The 24,817-nt window shown below is 37.7% G+C and carries 17 protein-coding genes; 12 read left to right on the top strand and 5 right to left on the bottom strand.

Translation table 11 applies throughout. The features are described from left to right. Positions 1-81 precede the first annotated feature (81 nt). A complete protein-coding gene (locus CXF85_RS06005; RefSeq protein ID WP_101227616.1) occupies positions 82-2,853 on the top strand; it encodes a methyl-accepting chemotaxis protein in 2,772 nt (923 codons plus the stop codon). Positions 2,854-2,958: 105 nt separating this feature from the next. Here CXF85_RS06005 and CXF85_RS06000 read toward each other — a convergent pair whose 3' ends face one another. Next, positions 2,959-4,560, bottom strand: coding sequence for a methyl-accepting chemotaxis protein (locus tag CXF85_RS06000; RefSeq protein WP_101227615.1), 1,602 nt, complete (start codon positions 4,558-4,560; stop codon positions 2,959-2,961). A 390-nt stretch (positions 4,561-4,950) separates the two neighbouring features. Here CXF85_RS06000 and CXF85_RS05995 point away from each other — a divergent pair, with 390 nt between their 5' ends. After that, on the top strand, positions 4,951-6,558 hold the full coding sequence (locus CXF85_RS05995; protein ID WP_101227614.1) for a GMC family oxidoreductase: 1,608 nt from the start codon (positions 4,951-4,953) through the stop codon (positions 6,556-6,558). Between the two features lie 26 nt (positions 6,559-6,584). Here the strand turns inward: CXF85_RS05995 and CXF85_RS05990 are convergent, their stop codons facing one another. Next, positions 6,585-7,109: a GNAT family N-acetyltransferase gene (locus tag CXF85_RS05990; RefSeq protein ID WP_101227613.1), complete on the bottom strand. Its 525-nt coding sequence runs from the start codon at positions 7,107-7,109 to the stop codon at positions 6,585-6,587. 413 nt (positions 7,110-7,522) lie between these two features. Between CXF85_RS05990 and CXF85_RS05985 the strand changes: the two genes are divergently transcribed. The 10 genes from CXF85_RS05985 (at position 7,523) to CXF85_RS05945 (ending at position 19,450) form a co-directional block, all read left to right on the top strand. After that, on the top strand, positions 7,523-8,770 hold the full coding sequence (locus tag CXF85_RS05985; protein WP_101227612.1) for an efflux RND transporter periplasmic adaptor subunit: 1,248 nt from the start codon (positions 7,523-7,525) through the stop codon (positions 8,768-8,770). Between the two features lie 40 nt (positions 8,771-8,810). Next, positions 8,811-9,530 (top strand): ABC transporter ATP-binding protein, encoded by a 720-nt coding sequence (locus tag CXF85_RS05980; protein ID WP_101227611.1) that lies wholly within the window; start codon positions 8,811-8,813, stop codon positions 9,528-9,530. Continuing rightward, positions 9,527-11,962 carry an ABC transporter permease gene (locus tag CXF85_RS05975; RefSeq protein ID WP_101227610.1) on the top strand — a complete coding sequence of 812 codons (2,436 nt, stop codon included), beginning with the start codon at positions 9,527-9,529 and terminating at the stop codon, positions 11,960-11,962. The genes CXF85_RS05980 and CXF85_RS05975 overlap by 4 nt, the downstream gene beginning before the upstream one ends. A 191-nt stretch (positions 11,963-12,153) precedes the next feature. Beyond that, entirely contained in the window at positions 12,154-13,515 is a 1,362-nt protein-coding gene (locus CXF85_RS05970; RefSeq protein ID WP_101227609.1) for a sigma-54-dependent transcriptional regulator, read from the top strand. Between the two features lie 111 nt (positions 13,516-13,626). Then, complete coding sequence (locus CXF85_RS05965) at positions 13,627-14,982, top strand: sensor histidine kinase (RefSeq protein ID WP_101227608.1); 1,356 nt, start codon at positions 13,627-13,629, stop codon at positions 14,980-14,982. A 449-nt stretch (positions 14,983-15,431) separates the two neighbouring features. Further along, positions 15,432-16,088, top strand: a complete 657-nt coding sequence (locus tag CXF85_RS05960) for a Qnr family pentapeptide repeat protein (RefSeq protein ID WP_101227607.1) — start codon at positions 15,432-15,434, stop codon at positions 16,086-16,088. Between the two features lie 126 nt (positions 16,089-16,214). Then, the gene (locus tag CXF85_RS22745; RefSeq protein WP_157829032.1) at positions 16,215-16,379 is read left to right on the top strand and encodes a hypothetical protein; all 165 of its coding nucleotides are present in this window, start codon (positions 16,215-16,217) and stop codon (positions 16,377-16,379) included. 315 nt (positions 16,380-16,694) lie between these two features. After that, a complete protein-coding gene (locus tag CXF85_RS05955) occupies positions 16,695-17,075 on the top strand; it encodes a BlaI/MecI/CopY family transcriptional regulator (protein WP_101227606.1) in 381 nt (126 codons plus the stop codon). 39 nt (positions 17,076-17,114) lie between these two features. After that, positions 17,115-18,665 (top strand): M56 family metallopeptidase, encoded by a 1,551-nt coding sequence (locus tag CXF85_RS05950; RefSeq protein WP_101227605.1) that lies wholly within the window; start codon positions 17,115-17,117, stop codon positions 18,663-18,665. 425 nt (positions 18,666-19,090) lie between these two features. Then, positions 19,091-19,450: a hypothetical protein gene (locus CXF85_RS05945; protein ID WP_198555503.1), complete on the top strand. Its 360-nt coding sequence runs from the start codon at positions 19,091-19,093 to the stop codon at positions 19,448-19,450. A gap of 23 nt (positions 19,451-19,473) precedes the next feature. Here the strand turns inward: CXF85_RS05945 and CXF85_RS05940 are convergent, their stop codons facing one another. The 3 genes from CXF85_RS05940 to CXF85_RS05930 form a co-directional block, all read right to left on the bottom strand. After that, on the bottom strand, positions 19,474-20,538 hold the full coding sequence (locus CXF85_RS05940) for an MBL fold metallo-hydrolase (protein ID WP_101227604.1): 1,065 nt from the start codon (positions 20,536-20,538) through the stop codon (positions 19,474-19,476). Between the two features lie 67 nt (positions 20,539-20,605). Then, positions 20,606-20,986: a hypothetical protein gene (locus CXF85_RS05935; RefSeq protein WP_101227603.1), complete on the bottom strand. Its 381-nt coding sequence runs from the start codon at positions 20,984-20,986 to the stop codon at positions 20,606-20,608. Between the two features lie 316 nt (positions 20,987-21,302). Then, positions 21,303-24,467 carry a two-component regulator propeller domain-containing protein gene (locus CXF85_RS05930; RefSeq protein ID WP_101227602.1) on the bottom strand — a complete coding sequence of 1,055 codons (3,165 nt, stop codon included), beginning with the start codon at positions 24,465-24,467 and terminating at the stop codon, positions 21,303-21,305. Positions 24,468-24,817: the final 350 nt, after the last annotated feature.

Raw genomic sequence — 24,817 nt, 5'->3', positions numbered from 1 at the left:
TCGTTTTTTATTTGATATTTAAACATAATTAGACTTTACTTACTTATACAACATTTACCTTACACAAGTATCTGGTTGATAATGAATTATATTCAAAATTTAAATTTAAAAGTGAAGTTCACATTACTATTTATTTTAATTGGATTGCTGCCTGCAATCATTATTGCCACGATATCTACGTCTAATAGTTCAAGTGACGTAACTATCAAGGTTTACAACCAACTAACCGCAATAAATCAAATTAAAAAACAAGGGATTATTACTTACTTTGAAGAGCGTCAAGGAGACATGGGTGTTTTAGTTAATATCGCCGATACCTTAAAAACACGAGCATTTGACCAGCTGACTGGCGTTAATACTTTAAAGAAATCCCAAGTTCTCGATTACATCAATAATAACAATAGCCAATTGAAAATACTTGCTGCTGCGCCCTCACTCCAAAAGTCATTACTTAAACTAAATAAAAGTTTCTCCAATAAAGAAAAGTGGCAAAAGTTATTAAGTGAGAATGATAAGTCATACAAATCACTACTCACCTACTTTGGTTGGTACGATTTTTTCATTTTAAATAATCAAGGTGACATTATTTATTCAGTAACTCGTGAAAATGATTTAGGTAAAAACGTCGTTAATGACCTTGGTGAGACTTCATTTAATCAAGCATTTACACGAGTAAAATCATCATCGTCTGATGAAGTTAACTTTGCTGACTTCCTACCTTACCCTCCAAGTAATAATGAACCCGCGGCATTTTCAGTCAAAGCGGTGACCCTCAATAATAAACGCATTGGCTACATCGCCTATCAACAACCCCTTGAAAAAATAAATGCTATTTTAGGGGATAGAACAGGACTTGGCACTTCAGGAGAATCTTACCTCGTGGGTGCTGATAACAGAATGCGCTCTGATTCGTTCTTAGATCCAACAAATTATTCGGTCAAAGCTTCATTTTCCGATGATAACAAGGTTAATACCGCAGCGACTAAAAATGCCCTGCAAGGTAATAAAGGCACCGCAATAATTCTAGACTATAACAATAATTCAGTTATCAGTAGTTGGGATTATATTCAGGTAGGAGAAAATGTTAAATGGGCTATTATTTCCGAAATAGATGTCACTGAAGCACTAAATCCGGTGACCTCTGATGGCAAAGAATTCTATCAAACCTATATCGAAAAGTATGGTTATTATGACTTATTCCTTATTAACCCTGACGGGCATATATTCTACACTGTTACCAAAGAAGCCGACTTTAATACCAATATCCTCAGTGGTATCTATTCAAGTTCAAATTTGGGAAAATTAGTCAAAGAAATCAGCGAAAATAATAATTACGGTTTTGTTGATTTTGCCCCTTATGCTCCTAGCAATGGTGATCCCGCTGCATTTATTGGTCAACCACTCTTAAACACTCTAAATCAGCCAGACATGTATATTGCCTTGCAGCTTCCTCTTGAAGGAATACAGAAGATCATGGGTATTCGCGAAGGTATGGGCGAAACTGGTGAAAGCTACCTTGTCGGTGAAGATTTAAAAATGCGCAGTAATTCATTTCTCGATCCAATAGGGCATACGGTAAAAGCCAGTTTTGCTGGCTCTGTTGCCACAAATGGCGTTGATACCGACGCAGCCAAACGCGCACTAAATAAAGAAAAAAATACTGACATTATCATCGATTATAACGGTAACCCAGTCTTATCCTCTTTTGACTATATTGATTTTGGTCACTTCAAATGGGCGGTATTATCTGAAATGGATGAACCCGAAGCGTTTGCTTCTATCTACAGCAACACTAAATTTATGATTATATTAATGTTGATTTTAGCCGCTGTGGTTGCCTTTATCGGTCTATTTGTGGCAAAAAGAACAGCAACGCCCATTATTGAAATAGCAAATGTCGCTCAAGCAGTGGCTAATGGCGAACTTAATATAGCAGTAAAACAAACTTCTAATGATGAAGTAGGTGTATTGCAGCTGGCAATTCAGCAAATGATTTCAAACCTTAATAAGATGGTGAAAAATATTTCAGGCGTTGCGCTGCAACAAGCGTCAACCTCAGAAGAGCTGGCCGCAATCACCACACAAACAAGTACCACGGTAACGGAGCAGCAATCGATATCAGAACAATTAGCAACAGCAATGCAAGAAATGGGAGCAACCATTGGTGAAGTAGCACAGAATACAACTAACACCGCATCTGCCGTTGATGAAATTCAATCTATGGTTGTGGATGGTTCAGAAAAGTTAGATGGCACCTATAATTCTATCGTAGCAATGTCATCACAAATTCAAGAATCAGAGCAAAGTGTGCAAAAAGTTAGGTCCGATTTTGAACAAGTGGTTAATGTGCTAAATGTCATTAAAAGTATTGCTGACCAAACTAACTTATTAGCGCTAAACGCCGCCATCGAAGCAGCTAGAGCAGGAGAGCAAGGAAGAGGTTTTGCTGTGGTAGCTGATGAAGTGCGTCAGTTGGCAAAACGCACCCAAGACGCAACAACGGAAATTGATGGCATGATTTCAAATATTACCTTGGGAGCCAATTCATCAGTGGAGATAATGGCAAACAGTGTGACACAAGCCAACGAAGTCCAAGCGAATGCCAAAGAAGCTACTGAATTGAATCAAGTTATTTCTGGTAAAATGCAAAATATCAATGACTTAAGTATACAAATAGCCAGCGCCGCAGAAGAACAAGCCGTGGTGGTTGAGGAAATTTTGAAGAGTGTTGAAACATTAAATTCAGGGGTAACAGAAACAAGTCAAGCTACCGATAATATTGCCGAATCTAGTGTTGAACTAGCCAGGTTGGCTAGTGAATTAGAAAGTGAAATGTCATTTTTTAAAGTGTAGTTAAAAAACCATACTTAGTCGCTATATAAGTAACATAGTGTTGGGACCAACACTATGTTACTGAATAATTAATATGTTTAATTTACCGCTGTCTATTCCCAGCGGTTAAGTACGAAAACGTTCAACTGATTTGTTAAAGCTAACCGCTAAGTCAGTCATTTTTAAGGAAGTATCTCGACTTTCCATACTGCCTTGGCAAACTGCATCACCGACAGCTTTAAAATCTTCTACCCACGAACGCATATCAACAACTTGATGATGTGAGTGCTCAGCCTGACTAGCAACTTCAGTACTTACACTGCTTAAACTCAATATGCTTGATTGAATTACTGATAATGATTCAACCGTTTCTTGAGATAAAGAAACCGCTTGATAAGCATGTTCTTGATTAGTTTCCATCGATGTGACGATTTGAGAAATGGCACCAACAATGCCTGCAAGCATGGTATTAATTTCAATCGTAGACTGATGTGTTCTTGTTGCAAGGGTACGTACTTCATCAGCAACAACCGCAAAACCTCGACCGGACTCACCAGCTCTTGCCGCTTCTATCGCTGCATTTAGCGCTAATAAGTTAGTTTGATCTGCAATACTCGCAATGGTACTTACTACGGTAGACACTTGATCACCCGACTTACGTAGTTCTATTAACATTTCAGAAGAGGCTTCAATATCGCTTGCCAATACCGAGATACTTGCCGAGGTTTTAGCTACTTGTTGCGCTCCGTTTTCAACGGCTTGCGCACCTTCTTTGGCTTGCTCTGACGCATTATTTGACTGCTCAAAACCCTGTTCTATTTGAGTCTCTAAAGTCATCATACTTGATAATAATTGCTCTATTTTTTCATTCAACAGATTAACTTGTACGTCTGCATTTTCAGACGTTGAACCAAGTACATCAACCAGCTCATTGATATTATTTGCGATATTTCTGACATCGGTAATACCGCTATTAAACGCTTTAAGTAGGCGATTAACACTTTGTGCAGCAAGGCCAATTTCATCTTTAGAAAGCGTTGGTACTACTCTCGTTAAATCATAACTTTTCGCTACATGATCTAATTCTTCAGCAAGTTCTCGAATCGGTAAAGCTATTTTTTTATGAGAAAGGGTGTAAGCAACACCAGCTACCGTCACTATGCTCGCAAGTAATGCTAGTACCAATAGTTGAATATCTGCAATTTCGGTATGGATTGCTGTTGAGCTATTACTTGCATCAAGGCTGACATCGTTACTTATTTGGGTTAACTTTTCAGAGATACTTCTTGAGTGTGAATCAACTTCAACTAAAATCTCTCTCGCACCGTCCCAATCAACTTCATCGACGGTCATAACGTTCTGAAGGCGAGTCATTACCGTAACTAAGGCATTAATCTCTTCAACAATAGCAGAGTGTTCTTGGTGGGATGCTAAGACTCCATTAGCGACAAGTAATTGCTCAAAATGTTGTTTATTTTCACTCAACACATTAGCAAATTCATTCGCCTCAATCATAGTACCATATAAACCATAAGCGGCTATTTGTATGGTATCTAAAGATTGTTTCACTTGTTGTAAATCATTCAATTCAGGCAAGGTTTCTCCAATGAACTGGCTAGTCCGTTGTTTAACCTCACTGGCAACACCAAACAAAGTCACTGAAGCCACTATAGCGACCATTAACACGAGTAAATAACCGAGTAAAACTTTTTTACTAATAGAAGCCATTAACTTCTCCCGAGTTTAATCCGCTGAATGAAAGTACACTTAAATACTTATACACTAAAAAGAAATCAAGTATAAGATATTGTCCATGAAAAAATAGTTTTCTCAGATATTTACAGTAATTTAATTCTTTTCCTGAATAACTAATAAACAACCGCATAAAAGCATATTAATAACGTGATTAAAGCTTACCCAGTAATTTTAAATAGTAATTAAGTCAACTAATACTTCACTTCTCCTTCTTTTGTAAACCAGTTTAAAAATACAGTGAATATGACATCGGCTTCTTAATTTATGTCTAAATAAACAACGACTATCCTATAGCCATTTCGTTGATAAAGCGTTAACTTAGCTAACTGGTACAATCAGTCATGTTTTATAAAAGGTTAAATAATGGAAAGCACACAGGATAAATTTGATTATATTGTTGTTGGTGCCGGCTCTGCTGGTTGTGTTGTCGCTGCCCGTTTATCTGAAGATCCCAATGTATCAGTGTGCCTTTTAGAAGCAGGTGGCCCCGATAAAAGTGTATTTATTCATGCGCCGATTGGTTTAGCGGCAATGTTGCCAACTAAACTGAATAACTGGGCCTTTAAAACAATCCCACAAGCAGGTTTGAATGGCCGACAAGGTTATCAACCAAGAGGTAAAACCTTAGGTGGCAGTTCATCTACCAATGCCATGTTATATGTTCGAGGCAATAAATGGGATTACGATAACTGGGCTGCGCTTGGTAATGACGGTTGGAGCTATGACGATATATTGCCTTACTTCAAAAAATCAGAAGCAAATGAAGTTTTTCAAGATAAGTATCATAGTGTAGATGGCCCATTAGGCGTTTCTAGTGCAAGTCATGCCAGTGATCTCAATCAAATGTTTATTGATTCATGCGTACAACAAGGCATCAAACATACTGATGATTGTAATGGCGCTGAGCAAGAAGGTGTTTTCTTATATCAGCGAACGATAAAAAATGGTGAGCGTTGTAGCGCTGCCAAGGCCTATTTAACGCCCAATACAGCGCGAAAAAACTTAACCATTATTACTCACGCATTAACTGAAAAAGTACTTTTTGAAGGTAAAACTGCTGTGGGTGTTCGCTACAAAAAAAATAAAAAATCCATTGAAATTCGCTGTAATAAAGAAGTAATCCTCAGCAGTGGTGCATTTGGCTCACCACAAATATTAATGCTGTCGGGTGTTGGCGCCAGCGAACATCTAAAAGATAAAGGTATTACCGGTGTCCATGACTTACCTGGTGTTGGTCAAAACTTACAAGACCATATTGATTATGTGCAAACGTTTAAAGTGGATAGTAGTCACGATACTTTTGGCTTCTCTGTTAGAGGCAGCTTTAGAGTACTTAAATGGATATCGGAATGGAGAAAGACTCGCACCGGAAAAGTAACTAGCTCTTTAGCTGAATCAGGCGCTTTTTTCAGCACCGAAACCGACTTAGTAGCCCCTGATGCCCAACTGATATTTGTGCCTGCTATCGCTGACAATCACGCAAGAACAGTTAATTTTGGCCATGGTTACAGTTGCCATATTACTCTGCTACGCCCTGAGAGTGTTGGTGAAGTAAAACTTAACAGTAGTAACCCTGAAGATTCGCTGGCGATAGACCCTAATTTCTTTCAACAAGATAAAGACATGGAAATCATCAAACGCGCCGCGAAAAAGATGCAAAATATTCTGGAAGGAAAGCCCTTTTCTTCCATTCGAAAGAATATGCTTTATTTTGTTGAAAATGGTAATGACGAGCAACTTGAGAAAGATATTCGCAACCGTGCAGATACCCAATATCACCCATGTGGCACCTGTAAAATGGGACCTAAATCCGATAATATGGCTGTGGTAGATGCACAACTAAGGGTACACGGCATGGAAAATCTAAGAGTAGTAGATGCTTCCATTATGCCTAAAATAATCACTGGCAATACCAACGCACCAACCATTATGATTGGTGAAAAAGCCGCTGATATGATTTTAGCAAATTAATATTTATGACTAACCAACTTAGAGGATTATATTGCTAAACAAAGTCCGTAAACATAATCGTCAACCAACTTATTATTGATTTTAGTGTTTTGGCGTAAGCAATCTTCACGCTCAAAACCTAATTTCTCTAACAACTTATATGAACCGATATTATTCACTGAACAAGTAGCCGTTAACTTATTCAACCCCAACTCAGTAAAAGCGTATTCTTTAAGTAGACTTAACGCCTCGCTCGCAAATCCTTTACCTTGGGCACTGGGTTTCATCATAAAACCTACTTCAGCAATTTTAGCCTGATGATTAACAATTTTTACCCCGATACTACCCAGCTTTTCATCGGTAACTATTTCGGTTATCCCCAGCGTAAGCCAATGTTCACTTGTTGCTGTCCAAGGCTGTGATTTAACCTCAAAAGCAGCCTTTGCCTCGGCATAAGTAAATGGCGTATATACGTGTTCCATCACCTTTAAAGACATTGATAGTTCGATAAATAGATCATAGTCAGAATGATCAAGGGGGGATAGCTGTATTCTTTTTCCGGTTAGTTTCACGTTATTTCCTTGGCTGTTAATTATTCCTATGTGGGCTTGCAAATAAGACTGCTACATACGTTACCTCATCACCTTAATATCCCATAGTTTCAATGCTGTAGAAACCATAAAGCTCATTAATATGCAAAGTGATTAATGACCCATGAATAAAAATGACTATTCCCTCACTACGTGCTCAAAATAGAAATAAGCCGCTTAACTCTCCTTTTCACGTTTTTCAGAAAACCTTCCCCTTTTCGGTAAACACTATTTCCCTAAAATCAGACTTTTTATAATAACCCCTTTAAAATCAGCACACTAAAAACTGGCACACTATTCGCTCTATAGAGATTAAGTTACATAAAAATTATCGCTATCAGCCTGAAACTGTCATAAAAAAGCAGCATGGTTATAAAAGCGTGGAGAGAAGCAACATGGATATCATAAAAAACACCCCAGTGAAGAAACGCTCGTGGATAAAGCCTACTGTCTTTATTGTTGGCGCCCTAGTCTTTAGTGTTTGGCAAATCACTCAAGCCAGTTCGGATACCAAGGTATCGCGCAGTGAATTGAGACTAGCAGCAGTACAAAAAAGTGATTTACCTTTTACCATTTCTGGCTTTGGTAAATTAATTTCTAAGCATAAACGTTTATTAACATCACCAACGGTAGCCACAGTTGAAGAAATTTTAGTATTACCTGGCACACAGGTAAACGCTGATACCGTCATTATGAAATTAAGTAATCCTGATTTACGCCTGCAAGTAAATAATGCCGAGATGGAACTTGCTCGACACAAAGCTGGCTTGCGTGAATTGAAGATTAATCAAAAAAGTGCCTATTTGGCACATCAAGCAATACTAGTACAAATTAAATCAAACCTAGCAGCGGCAGAATTAAAAGTTGAAGCACAATCAGGCTTGGCCGCTAAAGGCATCGTATCGTCGCTCGACTTTAAACGCTCTAAACTTGCCGCAACTCAACTAGCTGAGCAATTAGACATAGAACAGCAACGGTTAGCCCATTTACAAAATGCTCACCAAGAGAAAATTAGCGTGCAAGGGCAATGGGCTAAACAACTTGATGCCAACTTAGCATTAAAGCTGTCGTTACAAGCAGGCTTAGTGATTCGTGCAGATATTGAAGGGGTTTTACAATCAATGCCAGTCACCCTAGGACAAAGTGTCGCCGCAGGTGAGAAATTGGCGCTAGTAGCCAGTAATAAAACCATGATTGCACAACTAAAAATCCCTCAAAATGAGGCACAAGATATTGCCATTGGCCATCAAGCGATAATAAATACCCGCAGTGCCTTTGTTAGCGGTGTAGTGAACCGTATAGATCCCGTGATTACTAACGGCAGTGTCGTTATTGATATCGATATTACCGAAGCATTACCCGTGAATGCCAGACCAGAGCTGAAAGTAGAAGGAAAAATTGAAATCGGCATGCTCACCAATGCCCTTTACATAAAACAGCCTGTTGGTGTTAAAGCTCACTCAAGTAGTCAGGTTTTTACTTTACTTGCCAAGCAACAAACTGCAACACTACGTACCATGAAGTTTGGTCGCGTTATTGGTAATAACATCGAATTACTTTCTGGTGCTAGCGAAGGTGAACAATTTATTGTTTCAGATACTTCTAGTTGGTCACCAAACCATACCCTAACAATAACTGATTAATAGTAACTCTTTATTAGTAAAGAATTAAAAGGACTAAATTATGACCAAGCAAGCACTTATCGAACTTAAAAACATCCAAAAAGTTTATTCAAAAATAGACATGGAAACGCATGCCCTACGTGACATTAATATGGCAATTTTTGAGGGTGATTACCTATCTATTTCTGGGCCATCAGGCTGTGGTAAATCGACCCTGTTATCACTGTTAGGTTTATTAGATACACCAACAAGCGGCAGTTACTTAATTAAAGGCCAAGAAGTGGCAAACTTAACCGCAGACGATCGCGCTGAAATAAGAAACTTACATATCGGTTTTATTTTCCAAGCATTTAATTTAATTGATGAAATAAGCGTTTATGACAATGTTGCCTTGCCGTTGAAATATCGTGAGCCAAAGTTATCAGCGAAAGAAGTTGATGAGCAAGTGATGAGCAGTCTTAAGAAAGTAGAAATGCAGCACCGTTGTTCACACAAGCCAAACCAACTTTCTGGTGGCCAGCAACAGCGTATAGCAATTGCCCGCGCACTCGTGGGTAAGCCAAGTATTTTATTGGTGGATGAGCCTACCGGTAACTTAGATTCTAAAAATGGTGATTTAGTCATGGCTTTATTAGATGACTTAAATCAAGAAGGCACCACTATTTGTATGGTTACCCATGATCCTAGATATGCTGATCACGCCAAAATTAAATTGAATTTATTAGACGGTATTATTTTAAATAACATTGCCCTAGAGAGTGGCCTTCAGGAGGCAGTATGAGGTTTTTAATTAACGATATAAAAACCACTGCTGCGAGTTTATCTCGAGTACCTGGTTTTGTCTTAACCACTGTTTTTACCTTGTCATTAACCTTAGGTGTTTTATTAGCGGCCTTTAGTTTAAATCATTTATTGCTGTTTAAGGCGCTGCCTTATCCTGATGCTCAAAAGTTAATTTTAATGGAGCAAGAATTACAGGAAGGTGATAGAAAATTTTCTGGTTCGCAATATTTTGTCGCGCAAAAGTTAATGTATCAAAAGCAAAAAAGCTTAGATAGCATGGCGTTGGTTTTTCGTGATAACGCAATCTTGGCAAGTTTACGCGATAAACCGTTAACTGAGATCAGTTACGTTACCCCTGAATATTTTGACCTGCTTGGTGTACCTGTTGTTATTGGCCGCGGTTTTACCGAACAAGAAAATATTGATAACAATAAACCCAGTGCACTAATTAGTGAATATTTATGGCGTACACAGTATGGAAAAGATGCCAATATTCTCGGTCAGAGTATTACCTTAGGCGAACAGCAATATAAAGTAGTTGGTGTGGTCGCTTCGAGCTTTGCTGAGCCAAGCAACTTTGCTGACGATGCCAATTCACAAATCTGGTTACCATGGGATTTTCATGGCCAAGATGAGGAAAGCTGGAACTATGTATATAGTGCTACCTCAGCTATAGGAAAATTAGCGCCAACTTCATCAATAGCGCAAGTAACTGCGGAATTTAATACCCTTGTTGACCCTATCTTTCAACAAAATGGTCGAGTGGGTAAAGCGAAACATCAGGCAATTGTCGCTCAATTTCAAGATTTCCAAGTGGCCATCATTGGTGATAATAAATATATAGGTTTATTGGTGCTTTTGGGTGCTGGAGTATTGCTACTCATTGCTTGTGCCAATATCGTTAACTTATTCTTTTCAAGAGCAGCGCAAAGACAGCGTGCTTTGGTGATACAAGCAACATTAGGCGCAAAACTTAAACATCTATTTTTCGATATTTGGTTAGAAAGTCTACTGTTAAGTACCGCTTCAATGATTATCGGTTTGATTATTGCGGGCTGGAGCATTGAGCTATTACGTAGTGTCGCAAGTCATGCACTACCGCGTTTATCCGAGTTGTCATTAGACTTAACTGCCGTCGCCTTTGCTGGTGTATTAACGTTAACCTTGTCACTTATATTTTCAGTTATTACCTTAAAACTGATTAACCATAAACAGTTAATTTCACAACTTCAATCAAGTGGTAAAGGTACTGGCGCACAAGTTAACGCTAAAGTACGTAATGCACTCGTTGGTAGTCAAATTTGTTTAGCAACGCTATTGTTATTAGTGACTAGCTTAGTGATGTCTAACGCGCTTAACGTGTTAAATCACCCGCTAGGTTTTGAAGATGAAAACCTATACAACCTGAAGTTAGATATTGGAGAAGGTTACCCAGAAGATGAAGCTAAAATGCAACTTTCTCGTGATTTACTTGCACAGCTGCAAAAGATAAATGGTGTATCAAACATATCACGTGCTAGTAATCCCCCCATTAGGCGTGGCAGTAACAACACCGGACTTTTTAATAATGACAGTGTTAAGTTAGGTCACTTCTCTTTTGTCACTATTGATGACAATTATTTTAATACCGTTGGATTAAAAGTACTTGCTGGCCGCGGCTATAATCAACAAGATATCAGAGATGATAGCGAGACTATCATTTTAAGCAAAGCTGCTGCGACAAAAGTGATTGCTGGCACAGGCGATGGTAACGGAAAAATTGAAGATATTATTGGTAAGGTGGTTTACTCCGCCGGCGGTGATATCTGGACGGTCATTGGCGTTGTTGACAATGTTTATAACCCTTATAACCATGAAAAAACTCAGGGTGCTATGATGTACTTTTCGTCTTCTCGCACTAATTTCATTATCAGAATGCAAGATGGCAATGCGTTAACCAAAACACAGATTATTAATTTACTTGATGAGCACTTTGCTGAGGTTAAAGTATGGCAATTCACCTCAATTTCAGACATACATGAACAATTGGTTTACCAGAAAAAACTCACTTTATGGTTAAGTTTAGTATTAGGTCTTTTTGCTTTACTCTTGGCTGCCGTTGGTATTTATGGTGTTATTAGCTATAACAGTCAAATGCGCCGCTATGAATTAGGTATACGTATGTCACTTGGCGCAAAGAGTAAACGTATTTTGCTTGAGTTTATTGGTGAGTCATTTGCCCCCATTGCTGCAGGTTTTGGCTTCAGTCTGTTGTTAGCTGTGATACTTTATAGTTTCGCACAGCAGCATATTAACCAATGGTTGAGTTTTGACTGGGTGATGGTATCAAGTTGCTTACTTGCACTAATCGCCATTGCGCTAGCGGCCTGTTATTTTCCAGCTAAAAAGATCATCGCCAGCGATCCGATTAAGGCACTGAGAAACGAGTAACAAACCATACTTTAAATTCGTCATTCAGGTTGTTTCATAAGCTGACGTGGTATGGATACCACTTATGAGACAATGCAAGGAGCACATTGTCCTGAATCCATAGGCTCAAAACACTAGACTCCCGATCAAACACTTCGGGAGTGACGGTAAGAAAATAGTTGCCGATAATAAGCTCACATAAGAAAAACATAATGAAAAAAACAATAATTGTCGTTGATGACCAAAGTGATTTACGATTATCCGCTAAATTTATTTTAGAAAACTACGGCTATAACGTTATTGAAGCCGACTCTCCCCTACAAGCGCTTGAGGTTATAGACGAACAACCGGTTGATTTAATGTTGCTTGATATGAATTTTCAGTACGATACCACGTCTGGCAAGGAAGGCTTGGACATGCTGAAAACCTTAAAAGAAAAAAATTATCACTTCCCCGTTATCGTCATGACCGCATGGTCAACGGTAGAAATTGCTGTTGAAGCCATTAAGTTGGGTGCGAAAGACTTCATTGAGAAACCGTGGAAAAATCAACGTTTGGTGCGAATAATTGAGCAACAATTTCAATTAGGCTCTGTGCAGTTAGAAAACAAACGGCTAAAAGCACAACGTCCAACCAACGATGTATTTATGCTAGGTGAATCTGACGCAATGCAGTTAATACTTACTCAAGCTAAAAAGCTTGCGGTAACAGACACACCTATTTTAATTACCGGTGAAAATGGTACCGGAAAAAGTATGTTGGCTAAATTTATTCATCAACATTCAGCTCGAAGCAATGAAAGTTACGTCACCGTAAATATGGGCGCTATCCCTGAAACATTATTCGAAAGTGAATTGTTTGGCCATACCAAGGGCGCGTTTACCGATGCTAAAAAAGATCGTATGGGCCGTTTTGAAGCCGCTGAAGGTGGCAGTTTATTTCTCGATGAAATTGGTACCATTCCGCTGAACTTGCAGCCAAAATTATTACGCGTGCTTGAATCAGGTGAATTTGAGCCAGTAGGCTCTAGCAAAACATTACAAGCAAAAGTCAGGTTAATCGCCGCCAGTAATATCGACTTTCAACAAGCGATTGCTCTAGGTGATTTTCGCCAAGATTTATATTATCGCATCAATACAATCGTGCTTGATATTCCGCCGCTTCGACGTAGAAAAGAAGATATATTGCCGTTAGCTCAACATTTTTTAGTAGAGAAAAGTCAGAAATACAATAAGTCTGATTTATTCCTATCTGAGCAAGCCCAAAAAGCATTAAACCATTACGATTGGCCAGGTAATATTCGTGAGCTTAGCCATGTTATTGAACGTGCTGTACTATTGAGTGACAGTAACGAAATTGAAATAACAGGTTTAACAGACCAATTGCTAGACAGCACTCATAAAAGCAATGGCGAGATACCCTTTATGACCCTAGATGAGGCAGAGCAACAATTAATTAGGCAAGCGTTACAAAAGTCTCAAGGCAAAGTCATCGAAGCAGGTGAATTATTAGGTCTGGGTAAAAATGCTATTTATCGTCGATTAGAAAAATATCAAATTGATCCAAAGTGTTAGCTAAAAATGAAGCTATATTTAAATTCGTCGATTAGAAAAATATCAAATTGATCCAAAGTGTTAGCTAAAAATAAAGCTATATTTAAATTCGCCGATTAGAGAAATATCAAATTGACTCAAAATCTTAATACTCACATCAGTTTAGAGCGACGCTTTAGCTGGCTTATACTCGCCAGCTTATTACCAACCTTAGTGCTGTTTATTGCCATGGGCATTGCCTTTAACTTCAAACTACTCGGCTGGTCAACAGTAGGCTTACTGCTTGCCATCATTTATAGCTGTTTGGTGATAGCGCTCTACAGATTAGTTATCACGCCCTATTACAGTTTAACCAGCTTAACTGAAGCGTTAAAGATGGAAGATTATAGTCTTAGGGCTAAGTCTCCTTTTAGTCAGGGTATCGTCGCTAAACTATTTAACGAGTTGTCGAGTCTTAGCCAAAACTTGCAAGTGAGTAAAACCCGTTATGACCAACAAATGTTTTTACTTTACGGTTTAATTGAGCAGCTAGAATCACCGGTATTAGTGTTAAATCAAGACGATCAACTGCAACATGCTAACCCAGCAGTAAGCCAATTATTCTCAGTACCTTGGCAAACATTAAAACAAAGCCCGGCACAAAAATTAGGACTAACAAAGCTTAATGGCTTTTGGAGATTCGATGAAAATAATCCGCTAAACGTTGGCAAGAAGTGGCAAATAAGACAAAGTGAGTACAAAGAAAACAACAATAACTATCAACTACTCATGCTCAATAACATTAGCCAAGAGTTACAAAAAAATGAGCAGGAAGCATGGCAAAATATTATCCGAATTCTCAACCATGAAGTACGTAACTCTTTAACACCTATTTCAGCACTGAGCCAAAATTTATTAGAAATGCCTGACCTTACTGCTGAGCAATGCCAACAAGCGATTAAAATTATTGATAACCGCAGTAATAATCTCTTGGCCTTCATTGATAGTTATTCAGACTTAGCCAAACTGCCCTTGCCTAATACCCAGCAATTCGACTTAGCTGAATTATTACACGATATTGCCAACTTAGTGCAACAGGTGACAATTAACCTAACTACACCATTAATAATAACAGCCGATAAGAGTCAACTTGAACAAGTATTACTGAACCTGATAAAAAACGGCAAAGAAGCACAACTTGCACAAGCAAAAGTACATAAAGTCTCATCACAAACGTCAGAGACAAATAAGGATATTTCAGTTCAGGTTTTTGCCACCGAGCAACAGGTGATTATTAAGGTACTGGATCAAGGCTGTGGTATAGCGAATACGGCTAATTTATTTGTACCTTTTTACACCACTAAAGAAACTGGCTCTGGTATTGGTTTAGCCTTAAGCAGACAAATAATAGCTAACCATCAAGGTGAATTGACGCTAACTAACCGAACTGATTTAACTGATTCTCCTGGTGCGATTGCTACGATTACCTTGCCGCTGTTATTTAAATAGTTCCGCATAATATTCATTTTTCAAATAAATGGACGTTAGCATCGGGGATTACTTTGTCATTTCTGTAAGCGAAAACCCGATATATATTCCAGGCAAGAAAAAGCTAACGACTGCCATTTTTTAACCTTATACCGAAACCTAAAAGCACTCGCAAAAACACCGTTTTATTAACCGATAACAAGATGTTTTAAAATCATGACTATTTTCACCTAATAGGTAGTAGGCTATCAAAGGTTATTCCCCTCCCTGTCGTTTCTTTTAGTTTGAAAAAACTTATTCATCCACTTCGCATACCTACAACTGATTTTGTAGTGATGACAGCCTCATTTTGCCCCCTTTAACAGGCCATTACAGGGTGTTGTAACCCGTTGATTTTAAAGGCGTTATTTGTATGGTCTTTTTAAGGCTTTAGGTGGTAATCTTCGCCTATTATCATTTGGAGGGCAATTATGCCGACAACTAACAAAAAGTTTATTAATCACGATTTCTCTAACACTGACCTTAAAGCTATGCACTTTCAGCACTGTGATTTTTATCATTGCAACTTTAATAAGGCCGATTTAACAGATGCCATATTTATCGAATGTAGTTTCATCGAGCAAGGTAGTATTGAGGGCTGTCAATTTGAGTACGCTAACTTACGAGACGCTAGCTTTAAGCAATGCCGATTGTCTATGTCTAGCTTTATCGGCGCGAGTTGTTTAGGTATTGAGTTCAGATCATGTGACTTGAAAGGTACTAACTTTTCGAAGGCTAGTTTCGAAAATCAAGTATCACGCCTAGTGTACTTTTGCTCGGCATACATCACTGATTGTAATTTATCTTATGCCAATTTGTCTGGTGTACGCATTGAGAAATGTGATCTATTTGAAAATCGCTGGAATGGCGCAAACTTGCGCGGTGCTTCACTGATAGGTTCAGATTTGAGTCGAGGTGAATTCTCAGAAGATGCTTGGGAGCAATTTCAAATGCAAGATTGTGATTTAACACATATAGAATTAAATGGTCTCAATATAAGACGAGTAAAACTTGATGGAGTGAAAATTTGCGAATGGCAACAAGAGCAATTGCTAGCAGCATTAGGAATTCTCGTTTTACCTGGCTAACTATTAACAATAGAACACAAAAAGCTACATGATTTGATATAGCTTTAACAGACAGGGACATAGGTATCTGTAAAATCGTCAACATTAAATTAATAGCTATTGATACTTTGTTAATAAGGACGTTTTATGTCAGATCAAGATAAAATTGCCAGCGCAAAATTAGATGTAAATAGAACAAAAAACTTACTTTATTCAATCGTTAACTGTTCAAGCAGAAAAATGAGAGAGGCAAGACAAGATGACCATAAGAAAGCATTACACCATGCAAGGTCATTAGGCATAAAGATTTAACTTAGTAAAAACATTAGCACTAAAATATGAAAGCAGACTAAATTTTGTCGTTACATTTAGCTATCCTTTAACAAATAATTATAATTATTTGTGATCTTTACTTATATCATCCCTTAAAATAATAAAATAGCTATATCGTGCTTCATGCCTTTATACATAGCCCCGTTAGCTCGCTTTACTACTCATAAATAAATATTTATTTCAGTGTTTTATTAATACGATTCACCTTCCTTAATTTAAAAACTAATTAATTAGTTGATAAACATTTAACCTACCGTTATAGTATTTAAAACTAATGAATTAGTAGGAAAGAAAATGGCCCGTAAAAAATCTACCCAGCTCACCGATAGTGAACAAAGCATCATGGAAATTCTTTGGAAAAAAGAGCAAGCCTCGGTGCGAGAAATTGCCGATATCCTCAATGAAGAAAAAGCCACCGCATACACTACGGTGCAAACCATGTGTAAAATTTTAGCGGAGAAAGGTTATGCCGATTTTCATAAAGAGGGTAAAGCTTTTATTTACACCCCCAAAATGACCCAAAAAGAAGCCAGAAAAGGCGCTTTGACCTCATTACTTAATAAGTTCTTCGGTGGTTCACCCGAAGTACTTGCTCAACATTTAATGCAAGAAACAGATATAGAACTAGACGATTTAGCGGCATTGCAAAAAGAAATTGATCGCGCAGACGATTAATTAAATTTCAATACGCCACTTAGATAAAGGTATTTCATTATGATTTCTCAATACACACTCCTGACTACATTAGCACTACACCACATTGTTATTGGTGGCATGCTGATACTAATACTTTTAGTACTGCATAAAGTACTAGAGTCCAGTGCAGAAATGCGCAGCTGGGTATTGATGACTGCCTTTATCACCTCAACCTTGGTGCCGTTAACCTTGCTTTCTACAACACCACCTTTAACGGAAACACTCAACACGACATCAGTACAAACCAACTCATTGAATAACGGTAACACGGCTCAAATAGCAATCAACGAGGTGGCAGTATCAACAAAAGAGCAATCGTTATGGCATATGCCAAGTGAAATTGTTTTTCAGTTCAGTGAAGTATTAACTGCACTGGTTATTATTTGGTTTATTGGCAGCTTACTGATGGTGTTTGGCTCATTTTTACGCACACGAAAGTTGATAAAAAACTGTAAGCCCGTTGAACAACACAGCATCTGTGAGCTAGTAGCCGATATCGACATTGAAATATTTTCTTCCGAGCAAATTAACTCGCCAATGGTGGTGGGTTTAGCTTCTCAGAAAATAATTTTACCAGAGAACATTATACAGCAACTGAGTAGTGCGCAATTAGCACCAATAGTGTTGCATGAACTGGCTCATATTCAACGAAATGACATTTGGTTTAGTCACTTTCAAGAATTTATTGCCGTGGTTTTTTGGTGGAGTCCGGTGATCCGTTTACTTAATAACAAAATACATATCGATAGAGAATTGGCTTGTGATTTACGCGCAGTTAAACAACTAAACAACAATAAACAATATGCCCAATCACTGATTGATTGTGCAAAATTAATGATTACCCAACAAAGGAGCGTTTTAGCCATGGGATTATTTAGCCAGAAAAAAGAACTCAACAACAGAGTAACTACCGTACTTAAAAGTAAAAAAATTAAAGCACCAAACATGTTTGCCATTGTCGCCGTATGTATAGGCTTGTCTGCATTAACAATTAAAGTTTCACAGGCATTTGTACCTAAAATTAGTATCAGTGATACCAGACAAAACGCTCAACATTACTCATTGCTGCCCGCTTCAGAAGGCGAAAAGTTGATTGCTGCTGTGATGCGAAATGACATCGCCACTATTGAACAAATGAAAAATGAAGGTGTTGATATTAATACCCCTGCCATTGGTGATGGTACCGCATTAATTATTGCGGTGAAAAAAGATAATCGCCAAATGGTACAGGCATTGATTGATTTAGGTGCCAATGTAAACCAATCATCACTGGGTGACGGTAATCCATTAATTACTGCTGCGATGACTAATAATATTCAGCTAGCGCAGCTGTTAATTGATAATGGCGCAAATATAAATGCCGTTGTACGTCGTGATGAAACGCCACTCATCAATGCCACGAGAAGAGGGTATTTTGCCATGACTAAACTACTCGTCGACCAAGGTGCTGATGTTAATCTATCAGTAAAAACAGGATTCTCTGATGGTAATAAAATACGCAGCCCGTTGAATATGTCAGCTAGTAATAAAATCACTAACTACTTAATTGACAATGGTGCCACTGAATAACACTTTTCATCAATACTCAGTAGCTTAGTTATTAACTAACGTTAGCTGACAAACATTTAACACAACTCAAGACCGGTAAACTTTTCCTAAATTTTCCTAGCAAATCTTAGGCTCAGCAAACTCGTCTTTAAAATGAGAAAAACATGAATTTATTACCTAACCTACACGCGGTAGAACAACGTACAGGAGGCCAAAATGATATTTAATACACCAATATTCTTCTGGTTCTTCTGTATTTTTATTTTATGGCTTTGCCTTCTTAAAGCAAACAATTAACGGATTCATTTACCAAAGAATATCCGAATTATAAAGGGGAAGATTGGTATTACCCTTGGCAAGGTGCAGGTACTATCCCTGAAGAACGTTCTGCTGAAACGCTGGCAGTATTTGATGATTATTATGCGGTAACACAAACTGAAGCACAGATGAAAAACGATCGGTTAAGTCGTATTAAATCAGCTGACATTGAAGAGTTACACTTCGAACCTTTATTGGTAGAAAGCTTCATTGGTATTGTTAAGAATTTCCAACGCTTTTCTGACAATGTTGAAGTCGTTATGTTGCCAAAAAATAGTCGCTATATTCACTACACACCTGAAGCAAAAGTACGCTTAGCAAAGGCAATAAAACAAATTGAACAAGCGACTGGTATCAAAATAAAAGATCATCAAGACATAAAAGAGGTCAATGCTGATATGTATAGAGATACCACCCACCTATCGCGTTATCGCGGTGATATTGCTTACACTGATTTCTTACTTCAACAGTATGCAAAAGTTTTATAAAACGTGTGAGTTAACAAGTTAGGCTATCTTTCTATCGGATAGCCTAACGCTTGCCACTCAGGTAAACCTGAATGACTAACACAGGTGATGTTTTCTAGTCCCATCATTGCCAAATTAGTTAACGCGGTTTGAGACCGTCGACCAGAATGACAGTAAATATAAATATGTTTAAAGCCTTTAAGCGCTTCGAGGTGATCAGGCTCTGTGCCTAGCGGAATATTTTCACTGTGTGGAATATGGCCAATTAAGTATTCTTCTTCGGTGCGGTTATCAACAATCAAATTATCAGGGTCTTCTTGTTGCCATACTTGATAAAGCGATGTCATAGAGAAGTCTTCATGCACATAAATATTGGGATTAAAGTTAATGCCACAGCCTTCATTGGCAGGAACGGCTTCATTAATTTTTTTGGGTAGGGCTAAATTCAGATTATCCATAATATCAATAAAATCAGCCAGTGATTTTTGCTTACCAAGTCGAGCGTTCCATTGCTTCTCTTCAGCAATAGTCGAGCTGGTATTGCCATTATAATCATGACCAGGGTAAACAACGGTCTCCTCAGGCAAGCTAAACAATTTTTCAGTGACACTATGGTATAAAACTGCTGAACTGCCCTGCTGAAAGTCAGAACGACCACAACCTCTTATCAGTAAGGTATCACCGGTGAAAGCTACACCACCAATAGCTTCACCACTAATGTAATAACTCATACAGCCGGCAGTGTGCCCCGGTGTGCTTATCGCTTTAATATGATATTGACCAAGGGTAAGTTCATCGCCATCGCTTAACTCAATATCAATAGACTTAATACCTGCCGCTTGGCTATAAACTATTTTTGCCCCTGTTTTTTGTCTGATCAAACCTGCCGAACTGATGTGATCAGCATGAACGTGAGTTTCAATAGCATAAAGCAGCTCAATGCCCAGCTCTTCAATATATTGTAAATCACGCTTTAGTTGCTCTTTAACCCCATCAATAATAGCGCCTTCGTGGGTTTGAGGATCAACTAACAAATAAGTGTAGGTACAACTATCTCTATCAAAGAATTGTTTGATAGAGATAGACTTGGGGGAGGTTGAAATAGTCATAACTACGCTCACGTATATTGATAGGAGAGATCAATAAGTATAGTTAGGAGATTGAGTTTAGCAGATATTAATTCAAGCTCATCAGCCAATTCATAGCATCTTTTTCATTATCAAAATTTTTAGTTTTTTGCTTTGCTCGCGAAGGAGACAGCTTATCGATAACATCTAAGGTTATGCTTGAGGTGATAACCATAGCTTTTCCAATTAGCTTTTGCTGGTTCAGCCAGAGGTTATAATTTTCCAGCTCTTGATACGCTTCTGGAGTTCCGCCCTGAACCTGCAAATTATTAATTAGGATTGAGAAACTCTCACCTTGCAAGTTTTCAATAATTGATTTTACTCCCTTAGTATACTGCTGGGCTCCATATTCATTAAAAGCCCCCACAAGTCGCGCAATAATAATATTGTCTTGAACTTCTATAGTAACCTCACCGTGTTCAATAACCATGCTTTTCCCCTAACCAACAACCCGTCTTACTTTATATCACAATTAGCGATAAAAGAATTGATCTGGCTTATAGCAACCGTATAAGAAAATGATCACCGCTTTATGTGATCTAGTATTAACTGCAATAGATTAACAATGGCTTTGCAATCCTATGTACTCACACCTGGAACAATTCGCATCCGCTTTGACACTCCCATAGGGAATAAGGGGCTATCAGAAAAATGCCCGTCAGCTTGTTAATCAAGCCCAAGAGGAAGTAAGTTATATAAAAAACTTGATGATCAGGCTCAAAATCATCCGCTTTAAGTAAAGAAAATTAATATAGTTGATCTCGGCCATTATCCTTTGCTTGGTATAATGCATCATCGGCATAAGCAAGTAATCGAGCAGGTGCAACTTCGGTTGATGGGATCATAGTGCCAACTCCTATACTGACAGAGACTATGCCTTTATCTGACTTGAAGTGGGCTAAGGCTAAGCTATCAATCTTCTTCAGAATAAGTTTAGCAATATACCTTGCACCCTCAGCATCATTGTAGGTAATCACTACGAATTCTTCCCCACCATATCGACAAAGATTATCTGTTGGGCGGTTTATAACTGACTGAATTTCTTTTGTTATTTTTTGCAAACACTCATCGCCTTGTTGGTGTCCGTAATAATCGTTGTATTTTTTGAAAAAATCCACATCGATCATTAAAATTGATAAGGGCAAATTATTACGAGATTGTATTGACCAATCACTTGCAAGTTGTTGATCAAGAAAGCGGCGATTTCGAATTCCGGTAAGTGCATCAGTAATTGATGATTTCTCTAAGGCTGCGTTGGCTTTCTGTAAATGTAAGGTACGTTCTTGTACTAAGTTCTCGAGCTTATTAGAATATTCCTGACTTGATTCAAGCTCTTTTGTTCGCTCCTTAACCATAATATCCAACACTAGGTTTTGATTGTTTAATGCGTTTTCTCGCCATTTTATTGCAAAAATACATATTATTATTCCCATAGCGAATAATAATCCTCTGAACCAAGTTGTCTCCCAGTATGCCGCTGCAATAGATATCTTTAAATCAGAAGTTGTTTCTCCCCAGATTCCATTTCTGTTCGATGCTTTAACCTTGAGAATATAGTCACCTTTTGACAAGTTGGTGAAGGTCGCTCTTCTGTTGCTAAAATCTGTTTCTATCCAATTATCACTGAAGCCCTGTAATTGGTATCGATAAGATATTTGATGGGCCTTCCAATAACTTAATGCAGAAAATTCGAAGGTTATAACGTCATCATCGTGAGAAAAATTCAAATTATTCGTTGAACTTATGTGACTAGAGAAGTGATCTGAATCTCCGACTTCGATAACATCGTTATAAAGTAATAAATTGGTGAAAGTAACTGTTGGGATTTCTTTGTCTTTTTTAATATTCTCAGGATGAAACAAAGTGAAGCCATTTATACCACCAAAATACATTTCACCCTTTTTATTTTGGAAGAATGAACCAGTATTAAATTCGCTCTCTTGAATGCCGTCATCTTTGGTATAGTTTTCAAATGTTATATTTTGAGGGTTGAATTTACTTAAGCCATTGTTAGTGCTTAGCCATAAATTGTTGTTTTGATCCTCTAATGCTCCGTATACAACATTACTGGGTAATCCATCGCTAGTGGTGTAAGAGTGAAAACTTCCCTTATTTTCATCATATTTAATAATACCGCCATTAGTCAGAACCCATATATTACCGCTACTGTCTTCAAAAATTGAGCGTATAAATTTGTTGCTCAGTTTTGTTTCTTTTACAGTGCTCTTGTTAAAGTTAATAAAAGTCTGCGTATCAAGGTCGAATCTGTTTAAACCTTGGCCATAAGAGCCTGTCCATAGCCTTCCTTTAGAGTCATAAAGTAAGCATCGGATAAAGTTTGTACTGATACTATTTGAATTGGTTGTATCGGGCATGAAATTGCTGAATTTACCACTAATAACATCTAACTTATTCAATCCTCCCCCAGCGGTACCAATCCATAAGTTACCGTATTTATCTTTAGCTAGTCCTCGTGCTCTATCGTTGCTCAAGCTATTTATATCATCTGAATGATGTTTGTATTGAGTGAGGTTACCTGTATTTTTATTATATTTTATTAGGCCATCAGAGTTTGTACTTAACCACAATTCTGTTGCTGAAGCTTCAATAATATAGCTAATCTTATGCGAACCTAAAACAGCACTTATTTCAGAATTCGTGAAGTTAGAGAATTTTCCCGTGCTTTTATTTAGTTTATTGAGTCCGCCTCCAGAAGTGCCTACCCAGACATTTTCATCATCATCATAAATTGCATAGACCATGTTTGCGTTTAAACTTTCAGGATTATTTGGGTTCGACCGATAATGCTTAAATACGCTGGTATTTGGCCTAAAGGAGTTGACTCCACCGCCTAATGTTCCTGCCCATAATAAGCCATCTTTATCTTGAAATAATGAGTAAATCACATCATGGCTTAAACTATAACTGTCATTTGCTGAATATTTGAATCGCCGAAATATGAATTTGCTTGAATCAAAAGCGTATAAACCGTTATTGGTGCCTAACCAGATAATGCCATTACTGTCTTCAAGAATTGCTCGTATATCGTTATTACCTAATGAGTTTTTCTTTTGAGTGTTTGCCCTATGGTGAATAAATTTTCCGGTATCACTATTGTATCTATCTAATCCTCCCCCAAAAGTACCAAACCATAAGTTATTTTGGGAATCTTTATATATTTTCCATACAAAATTATTACTTAAACTATGCGGATTATTCGGGGAGTGTTGATAATTAGTAAAGGTATTATCGCTCTTATTATACTTACTTACTCCAATAGTCGTACCTATCCAAATATTGCCTATCGCATCCTCGGCAATAGACTTTATTTCGTCATGAATTAGACTATTAGAGGTGTTAGGGTCAGGTAAATATAAAGTATAAGTATTTGTATCAATATTAAATCGATAAAGTCCTATGTTGGATGACAGCCAAAGCTCACCATCTGAATCTTCAAATAAAGCCTGTATATAAGCACTTTTTCCGTTCGAATTACTCAACGATGGACTATTATAATGAGTAAAATTGTCTGTTTTCGGTTCGTATTTGCTCAAACCACCATAACCACCTATCCATAAGTTGTTCCTTGAATCCTTAAAAATAGCGAATATATGATTATTGATAATGCTATTAGGATCTGACGGTTGGTGTCTATATGTTGTTATTTTATAGCCATCATATTTGTTTAAACCATCTTGAGTAGCAAACCAGATAAAGCCATTTGCATCTTGTGCTATGGAATTAACACTTACTTGAGACAAGCCATCCTCTAATCCTAGTCTCTTAAAACGAAAGGAGGTATCTTGAGCAAAAGTTGAAAAAGGAAGCAAAGCGGAAAGGAGAAAGAACTTAAGCCATGAAAAGATAAGCTTACTACCTGTGTTTTTAACCAATTTTAAATCTAGTAGCATAGCCCTTTTTCTCTAGTTTTTACTTCATACTGGTAATTTTGAGATATCTGAATAATTTTTATTTGATTAAACCAATAAAAACAGCCATTTGATATGTTTTTATATAATAGATGTAGATGCTTTTAAAATCAAAACGTTCGAAATAAATATTTACTGATTAGACTATTTGATAGCAACTTATTAATTGCGGAGGGACTGGCTATATTGCTATTTACCCACACTGCAAAGATCCCTCTGAACAGGCCATAGATTTATTAATGAATGTAGATACTAAGCCAAAATGAGTATTGCAAATGATATAAATTAAAAAAGCGTAATAAGTAACTTATTACGCTTTTTTAATTTAAACA

The sequence above is a fragment of the Colwellia sp. 75C3 genome, from assembly GCF_002836255.1.
Lineage (GTDB): Bacteria > Pseudomonadota > Gammaproteobacteria > Enterobacterales > Alteromonadaceae > Colwellia.
Note: the sequence above shows the minus strand (reverse complement) of the source record. Positions and strands in the feature narration are given on the sequence as shown.